This window comes from Edaphosphingomonas laterariae (assembly GCF_900188165.1).
GTDB lineage: Bacteria > Pseudomonadota > Alphaproteobacteria > Sphingomonadales > Sphingomonadaceae > Sphingomonas_E > Sphingomonas_E laterariae.
Window position 1 is genome coordinate 224,316 of sequence record NZ_FZOS01000003.1, and the last position, 8,380, is coordinate 232,695.

7 protein-coding genes and 1 pseudogene are annotated in these 8,380 nt (G+C 64.8%); 5 read left to right on the plus strand and 3 right to left on the minus strand.

Annotation, left to right across the window (positions count from 1 at the left end; genetic code table 11):
- Positions 1-72: 72 nt before the first annotated feature.
- The 4 genes from CHB74_RS05000 to CHB74_RS05015 all read left to right on the plus strand — a co-directional run bounded on the left by CHB74_RS05000 (position 73) and on the right by CHB74_RS05015 (position 3,834).
- On the plus strand, positions 73-1,593 hold the full coding sequence (locus CHB74_RS05000) for a FadD3 family acyl-CoA ligase (RefSeq protein WP_089218503.1): 1,521 nt from the start codon (positions 73-75) through the stop codon (positions 1,591-1,593).
- 10 nt (positions 1,594-1,603) lie between these two features.
- Positions 1,604-2,431, plus strand: a complete 828-nt coding sequence (locus CHB74_RS05005) for an acyl-CoA thioesterase (RefSeq protein ID WP_089218504.1) — start codon at positions 1,604-1,606, stop codon at positions 2,429-2,431.
- Positions 2,432-2,542: 111 nt separating this feature from the next.
- Positions 2,543-2,974 (plus strand): nuclear transport factor 2 family protein, encoded by a 432-nt coding sequence (locus tag CHB74_RS05010; RefSeq protein WP_089218505.1) that lies wholly within the window; start codon positions 2,543-2,545, stop codon positions 2,972-2,974.
- Between the two features lie 17 nt (positions 2,975-2,991).
- Positions 2,992-3,834, plus strand: coding sequence for a helix-turn-helix domain-containing protein (locus tag CHB74_RS05015; protein ID WP_089218506.1), 843 nt, complete (start codon positions 2,992-2,994; stop codon positions 3,832-3,834).
- A 966-nt stretch (positions 3,835-4,800) separates the two neighbouring features.
- On the opposite strand, the gene CHB74_RS05020 is transcribed toward CHB74_RS05015, so the two are convergent.
- Positions 4,801-5,127, minus strand: coding sequence for a hypothetical protein (locus tag CHB74_RS05020; protein WP_144033725.1), 327 nt, complete (start codon positions 5,125-5,127; stop codon positions 4,801-4,803).
- 502 nt (positions 5,128-5,629) lie between these two features.
- Between CHB74_RS05020 and CHB74_RS05025 the strand changes: the two genes are divergently transcribed.
- On the plus strand, positions 5,630-6,418 hold the full coding sequence (locus CHB74_RS05025) for a hypothetical protein (RefSeq protein WP_089218508.1): 789 nt from the start codon (positions 5,630-5,632) through the stop codon (positions 6,416-6,418).
- A gap of 84 nt (positions 6,419-6,502) precedes the next feature.
- Here CHB74_RS05025 and CHB74_RS05030 read toward each other — a convergent pair whose 3' ends face one another.
- Both CHB74_RS05030 and CHB74_RS05035 read right to left on the minus strand, forming a co-directional pair.
- Positions 6,503-7,528 (minus strand): S66 peptidase family protein, encoded by a 1,026-nt coding sequence (locus CHB74_RS05030; RefSeq protein WP_089218509.1) that lies wholly within the window; start codon positions 7,526-7,528, stop codon positions 6,503-6,505.
- Between the two features lie 203 nt (positions 7,529-7,731).
- Positions 7,732-8,380: pseudogene (locus CHB74_RS05035) on the minus strand (DNA-directed RNA polymerase subunit beta'); the annotation flags it as partial.

Here is an 8,380-nt window from a genome sequence, read left to right on the forward strand (position 1 = left end):
CAACAAACAATATGCGTAGCGAAAGCGATAGGGCCCTACGCATATCGGTGATGAGGCTGGGAGAGTAAGGGCATGGAGACGATACCGGGCGTCGCGCGCGAGGCCGCGGCCCGATTCGGCGACAAGGCGGCGATTGTCGATGGCGACCGGACGATCAGTTTTGCGGGGCTTTGGGATGCCGTGCTGCGCGCGGCCGCGGGCTTTGCCGCAGCAGGCCTGGCGAAGGGCGATCGCGTGGCGATCTGGTCCCCCAACCGGCTGGACTGGATCGTCGGCTGCATCGGCGCGCAGGCCGCGGGGGGCGTCGTCGTGCCGCTCAACACGCGGCTCAAGGGCGGCGAGGCGGCCTATATCCTGAACCGCAGCCGCGCGCGCTGCGTGCTGACCGTCGACAGCTTCGTCGGCAATGATTACCGCGAGATGCTGGCGGCGGAAGATCTGCCGCATCTGGAACGGATCATCACCTTCGGCCCGGAATGGGATGCCTTCCTGGCCGAAGCGACGCCCAACGCCGCGACCGAGGCGCGCGCCGCCGAGGTTTCCGCCGACGAGGCGGCCGACATCATGTTCACGTCGGGCACGACGGGCGACCCCAAGGGCGTGATCAGCGGCCACGGCCAGACCTGCCGCACCTATCGCAGCTGGACGCAATCGGTGGGGCTGACCGATCAGGACCGCTACCTGATCGTCAATCCCTTCTTCCACAGCTTCGGCTACAAGGCGGGCTGGCTGCCCTGCCTGATGATGGGCGCGACGATCTACCCGCTCGCCAATCTCGACGTGGCGAAGCTGGTGGCGCTGGTGTCCGAACACAAGATCACCATGCTGCCCGGGCCGCCCGCGATCTTCCAGACGATCCTGGCGACCGATATCGGCGATGCCGACCTGTCGTCGCTCAGGCTGTCGATCACCGGCGCGGCATCGATCCCGCCGGCGCTGATCGAGCGGATGCGCAGCGATATCGGGATCGAGACGGTGCTGACCGGCTATGGCCTGACCGAGACTTGCGGCACGGTTTCGCTGTCCGACGCCAACGACCCCGCCGAAGTGGTGGCGGCGACCTGCGGCAAGCCGATCCCCGGCATCGAGGTCAGGATCGCCGACGCCGAGGGCAATGCCGTGCCCGATGGCGAGGAAGGCGAAGTGCAGGTTCGCGGCTTCAACGTGATGATCGGCTATTATGAGGACCCGAAGGGGACCGCCGAAGCGATCGACGCGGACGGCTGGCTGCATACCGGCGACGTCGGCAAGTTCGTCGACGACGGACGGCTGGTGATCACCGACCGGATGAAGGACATGTATATTTCCGGCGGGTTCAACTGCTACCCGGCGGAGATCGAGAAGATCCTGCAAAAGCATCCCCAGGTGGCGCTGGCCGCCGTGATCGGCGTGCCCGACGAGCGGATGGGCGAAGTGGGCAAGGCGTTCGTGATCCCGGTTGCCGGCGCGAAGCCCGATCCTGCCGAGCTTGCCAGCTGGGCCAAGGCCAATATGGCGAACTACAAGGCACCGCGCTTCGTGGAGGTGGTAGAAAGCCTGCCGCTGAACGCATCGGGCAAGGTGCAGAAGTTCGCGCTGAAGGCGAACGGCTGAGGGGCCGGGCATGGCGGGCTTCTTCACCCTCCAGCCCGGATCGGCCGACAACAAGTGGCTGCTGGAGGTCGCGCCCTGGCTGAGCGTGGGCGCGCCCGACATCGCCTTCATGTTCGGCGGCGTCGGGCTTGGCGCAACGGTTGAAGCGGCGGAGCGCACCACCGGGCGGCCGGTGGCCTGGGCGACGACGCAATATCTGGCCTATGCCCCGCGCGGCAGCACCGTCGAGTTCGAGGTGACGCCGCTGGTGGAAGGCCACCACACCAGCCAGGCCCGCGCCACCGCCTGGGCGGATGGCCGGCAGGTGCTGGGCGCGGGGGTTTCGCTGGGCACGCGGCCGGGCGCGGTGCGCCGCCAGTTCGTGACCCCGCCGCAAGTGCCGCGCCCGCAGGATTGCCCGCGCCTGCCGATCCGCTGGGGCTTCGCCCCCGACGACATGTATTCGCGCGTTGACGTGCGCATCGCCAAGGGCTGGGACGCGACCGGCGACGATGCCGGGCACATGATCTACTGGATGCGGCCAACGGGCGAACCGGGGGCGGGCGGCGGCCCGATCGACCGGCAGATGCTGGCGATCATGGCCGATTTCGTGCCCGCGTCGATCGGCAACGCATTGTCCGACGATCGCGGCGACGTGGCCGCCAACAGCCTGGACAATTGCATTCGCTTCCTGGGGCCGGTGGAAACCGAATGGGTGCTGTGCGACAGCCGCGTCCACGGCGCGGCCGATGGCTTTGGCCACGGCCAGATGCTGCTGTTCGCCGAGGACGGGACGTTGATGGCGACGGCCAGCCAGTCGGTCGTGCTGCGCAGCACGCGCTTCGGGCATGCGGGGTAAAGCGATTGCCCGATTACAGCAGCGCCGGGGGCTGGGCGGCTGGACGGAGAGCCGCCAAGATCGATCCGATCCTGGCTTTCGCCGGGTTGACGTGATGGAGAGGACGACAAGATGGCCGACGCCAATGCCAGCGATTTCATCCAGGCCCCGACCGAAGGACCGGGCCCCGATCATATCCGCTGGGCGATGGAAACCTATGGCAAGCGCATGGGCGATGCCGACCTGAAGGGCGTGCTGGAACTGTTCCATCCGAATGCCGTGATCGAAGATCCGATCGGCACCGGCGAAAAGCACGGCCATGCCGAGATCGGCGCCTTTTTCCAGGCGGGCTTCGATGCGATGCAGGGCGGTATCCTGCTGTCGCTGGACGGCGCGGTGCGTGTCGTTGGCCGTTACGGCGCGGTTGCCTATATTGCGACTCCGGTGAATTATCCGGTGAAGGTCGAGATCGAGACGCTCGACGTGATGGAATTCGACGACGCAGGGTTGATCGTGCGGATGACCGCCTTCTGGGGCGAAACCAACCGCAAGATCCTGAGCTGAGGGCATAAGGGCGGTTGATGGACGCGGACTGGACGATTGCGGCACATGCGGACACCCCATCCGCCGCGATCGACCTGTGCCGCATCCACTGGCCGACCCCGTTCGAGCTGACCCTGGCCGAAGAACGGCCGACGCTGAGCCTGAACCTTTCACCGCCGCATGGCCGCAAGGAAGGCCGTTATAGCGATATCGGCCGCGCCGAATTCCTGCCGTTGGGCGACATCCTGTTCCATCCGGCCGAAACCCGGCTGCAGACGCGCGGGCTGGGGGGCGACCAGACCTTCCTGCGCATCGCCTTCCAGCCCGAAAATGAGGAAGCGCCGGACCTGGCGATCGATCCCGGCGATCCACGGGTGCAGCGCGCGCTGCTGGACGTGCGCCAGCCCGAGGTGGTGGGATCGCTGCGCCGCATCGCGCATGAAATCGCCCAGCCTGGCATGGCGACGGCCTTCCTGCTCGACGGGCTGACGACGCTGCTGGCGGTGGATCTGGCGCGCGGCATCGGGCGGCTGGCGGCCGAGGACGAGATCGCCAAGGGCGGGCTGGCCGGCTGGCAGCTCAACCGCCTGCGCGAACGGATTGCCGAGGCGGACACCGCACCGCCATCGGTGAGCGAACTGGCGACGCTGGTGCGGTTAAGCCCGCGCCATCTTTCGCGCGCATGGCGGGCATCGACCGGAACCACATTGTCCGAAGCGGTGGAGGACGCCCGGCAGGCGCGCGCCGAGGCGATGATCCTGGCCGGTGACCGCCAGCTCAAGGAAATCGCCTATTTGCTCGGCTTTTCGAGCCCATCGAGCTTTTCCACCGCCTTCCGCCGACGCACCGGCATGTCCCCCCAGGAATTTGCACGGCGCTGAGGCGCGACGAGCGGGTGTGCGACGGTGCGAGTGCCGGATTGCAAGCGATTGAACGATAAGACCCAACGACGAGGCTGCTGGGCTGCGTGGATGAACTCGGTGGGTGAATGAACGTCGGTTTTGGGGCGCCGGACAGGATATTTAGATGGCCGCTTTGTCGGGGAAAGCGGACTATCTTTGTCTCGTCACCCCGGACTTGTTCCGGGGTCCACCGCCACGCAGGCGCTGCCGCCAGCGGCTCCAACCCGAAAGACATCGCTAGGTCATTCCATGGCGGATTGTCCCGCTCGATCATCAATGGCGATGTGTGCTGCACCGTGGACCCCGGAACAAGTCCGGGGTGACGAGGTGGAAGTTCAGTAGGCGACGTCCGCAAAGGTCGGCGTGTCCCGACAGGCAGGAATTTTACGCCGATGGACGAACCCTGCCTGTCCGATCTCGGAAAGCTGACGGTCGGGAAACCGGAGGCCCAGCCCCGTCGCTGGATGGCAGCAAAGTCGGGGGAAGCGGACTTCACCGCACGCACGCACGGGCGTCCAGTTTCAGCGCCAAGCCCTGTGCCGACGCGTGAACCGTGTCTCCGACACGACAGTTCAGGCGCGCCAGCAAAACGGATCGTGCTCCGATGGCTCCCCTTTGACTTCGCGCTGTGACCACGACTTCGTCGGCGTGCCATTTAGGATTTACGTGCGGCGCGATGCTGACAACAACGGCCCACTCCTCACGCTTCGGCTGTTCAGTGCAAGCCGGCAAAGCAATTGCTCCTGCCACCAAGCTTAATCGAACTCTATCCATGCCTCACATTGGCCGGTTTTAGGGCATGTCTGCAATGTCAGCGTGCCCTGACAGGCAGGAATTTTCCGTCGATGACCGATACCTGCCTGTCCGGTCTCGGAGAGCTGACGGTCGGGAAACCGGACGCCTGGCCCCGCCGGTGGAGGACAGCAAAGTCGGGGGAAACAGCCCCTAGATACCAATCCGTTCGCCGTCTACGTCAACCTCGTAAGTGTCCCCCTCACACAAAAAGCGGATCATCCCGACATGATACTCAGCGTAGGAAGTGTCGGAGCGTCCCTCTGGCGCGGGGTAGTGGATGGCAAAGCGGGATCCCGGTGGAATGATCTCCACGGCGCCCCACGGCTCCACCATAAACTCTAGCGGCTGATCAAGCTCGTTGGAGAAGCGCACGGTAATCATATCAAGTTCATAACCCGGTGTTCGAATGTCCGCAAAGTCGGCGTTTCCTGACAGGCAGGAATTTTCCACAAAGCGCGGAAAGCTGACGGTCAGCAATCAGGCCGCCAGACGCCACGATCGAAGGGCCGAGAAGTCGGGGGAAGCGGACTATCCTTGTCTCGTCACCCCGGACTTGTTCCGGGGGCCACCGTCACGCAGGCGATGCCGCCAGCGGGTCCAACCCGAAAGACACCGCCAGGTCATTCCGTCCCGCTCGATCATCAATGGTGATGTGTGCTGCACGGTGGACCCCGGAACAGGTCCGGGGTGACGAAGGTGGAAGCTCAGTAGACGACGACCGCAATGTCCGCGTGTCCCGACCGGCAGGATTCAGGCAGAAAACCTCGACAGCGGCCTCCCTCCGAACGTGTCTGTGTCGGCTGGCCGTTGCAGGGCGGCTGAAATCGGAACGACAAACGCTGTTGCTGTCGGCCTGAATCTTCGTTCTATTGGAGCGCATAACCGGGAATGTCCGGCAGAAGGGGGGGCGTCGATGAGGCAGTTTTTGACTGGCCGCGCGGGCGGGATCTTTCGGCTTGCCCCCTGGGTGACCAGTTGCATGGTCCTGATGCACGCGGGCACGGCCAACGCGCAGGCGGCGCGGGATCGCTTCTGGCTGGAGGCATCCTATTTCTGGACATCCAACAATACGACGGTGAGCGTCGAGGACCGGGACAGCCAGGAAGCGGCCTCCCGGATCAGCCTTGAGAAGGATCTGGGTTTCGAGCGCGACGATTCCCTGCCGGAGTTCCGGGCTGGTGCGAAGCTGGGCGGCGGCTTTCGCGTCGTCGTGGAATATATGGGGATCAACCGAAAGGCCGAGGCGCAGATCGACCGGAGGCTGGGCTTCGGCAAGCACACGTTCGAGGCATCGGCCGACGTAAGGAGCCGCTTTGAAACGGATATTTACCGTATCGGGATTGGCTGGGACGCCTTTCGCGGCGAAAATTACGCGATCGGTATCATCGGCGGGCTTCACGCGACGAACTTCGTCGTCCGGCTGGAAGGCGAGGCCACAATTGGCAACCAGAGCGTTGGTGCCGTGACGGAAAAGCGCGATGCGCTGGCGCCGCTGCCGACCGTCGGCGCTTATGCCCTGTTCGACGTCACGCCCCATTTCACGCTGCAAGGCAGGGTCGATTATATCGATCTGACGCTGAACAATGCGGGCGGCCGGCTGATCAATGCCGAAGCATCGCTGATGTACAATATCACCGACAATCTGGGTGTTGGCGTGGGCTTTCGCCACGTGGACTATAAGCTGGAAATGGTGAAGCGGGACTGGACGGGCAGCATCAAATACCGGGTCAACGGGCCCAGCGTTATCCTGAAAGCTGCGCTGCCCTGACGTCTGGCGGCCGGTCTATCGGCCAACTTATCGGCCGCTTTCGGCGTTGAAGGGGCGAGGGGCGACGAATTTCGCCGCCACCGCCTATGCCACGATCGGATCGAGCAGTTCGATGGTGCCGGCTTCGGCGTCGATACGCACGTCGGCGCCGACGGGCAGGCTGAGCTGGTTGCCGACATGGCCGATATTGGCGCCGGCGAAGACCGGGATGCCGAGTTGCGACAGATATTGGTGGAGGATCTGCGGCACGCTGAAGCCGGTATAATTGGCGACGCCGCTATCGCAGCGCGAGCATTGGCCGAACACCACGCCCGCGACCTTGCGGAGTATGCCGGCGAGCGCGAGCTGGTTGAGCATGCGATCGACGCGATATTCGGCTTCGCCCACTTCTTCGAGAAACAGGATCGCGCCGTCGAAATCGGGTAACCAGGGCGATCCCATCATCGTCGAGAGGACGGTGAGGTTGCCGCCAAGCAGCCGGCCGCTGGCCTTGCCGGGGCGGATGGTGGTGATGCGCCAGCGATCCTGCGTGACATCCTGTCCTTCGGAGCCGTTCAATATGGGGGTCTGGCCGGCGAAGGCGATGCGCCAGAAGCTGTTCCAGCTGATCGAATCCCAACGATTGCCGGCATTGGGCCCGTGAATGGTGGGGAATCCGGCGCGCGCGGCGAAGGCGAGGTGGAAGGCGGTGACATCGCTGAAACCGACGAGCAGCTTGGGATGCGCGCGGATGAGATCCCAATCGAGCAGCGGCAGCATCCGTGCGCCGCCCCAGCCGCCGCGCAGTGCGAATATCGCCCGCACGCTTTCGTCCGCGAACATGGCGTGCACATCGGCCGCACGATCGCGATCGGTGCCGGCGAGATAGCCGAAGCGATCGGCGGCATGCTGGCCGAGCTTCGGCACCAGCCCCATGCCGCGCATGGTGCTTTGCGCGGTTTCCAGGCTGAACGGATCATCCGATACGCTGGCCGGCGCGATCAGGCCGACGGTATCGCCGGGGCGCAGGCGGGCCATTTTGGGGGCTGAGCGGGCCATAGCCCCCGTGGGCAGGGCCAGCGTGGCGCCAAGCCCGCTTATGCCCGCGATGATCGAACGCCTGCTGAACATGCGGCGACTATAACGCTTTGCCAACGAGTTCGCCTAGGCCGCGTGGATAATTCGGCATCGCGTGTCGGTCCGTTGTGACCGGCGTGGGGCGTTACGTCGGAGCATTCGGCGGCTCCGATCGCGCGCGCCATATTGATGCTCAAAGAAAAACCCCGCCGGATCGCTCCGGCGGGGTTGTTCATTCAGGCCGTGAGGCCGTCGGATCAATCGAGATCTTCGGTGGTGAAGTCCTCGCCGACGACGGCGCCCAGGGGATCGTCACCGGTGTCGTCTTCGACCGGACGAACCAGTTCCGCCGCATGTTCCTCGGCCGCGGTGGCGGGCGCCACCAGCGAAGCCTGCCATGCACGCTGCGAAGCGCGGAGAGCGGCATCGCGGCTGGAGGCGGTGACGCGCAGGCGGTTCATGCCCGCGCCGGTGCCGGCGGGGATGAGACGGCCGACGATCACGTTCTCCTTGAGGCCATCGAGCGTATCGATCTTGCCCTGCACCGAGGCTTCGGTGAGCACGCGGGTCGTTTCCTGGAAGGACGCCGCCGAGATGAAGCTGCGGGTCTGCAGCGACGCCTTGGTGATGCCCAGCAGGACCGGCTTGCCTTCGGCCGGCAGCTTGCCTTCGGCGAGCAGCTTTTCGTTGGCTTCGTCCATCTCGATACGATCGAGCTGTTCGCCCGGCAGCAGCGTGCTGTCGCCAGCGGCGGTGATCTCAACCTTCTGCAGCATCTGACGAACGATCGTTTCGATGTGCTTGTCGTTGATCTTCACGCCCTGCAGTCGATAGACTTCCTGGATTTCCGACACGAGATATTCGGCGAGCGGCTCGATGCCGAGCACTTCGAGAAGATTGTGCTGA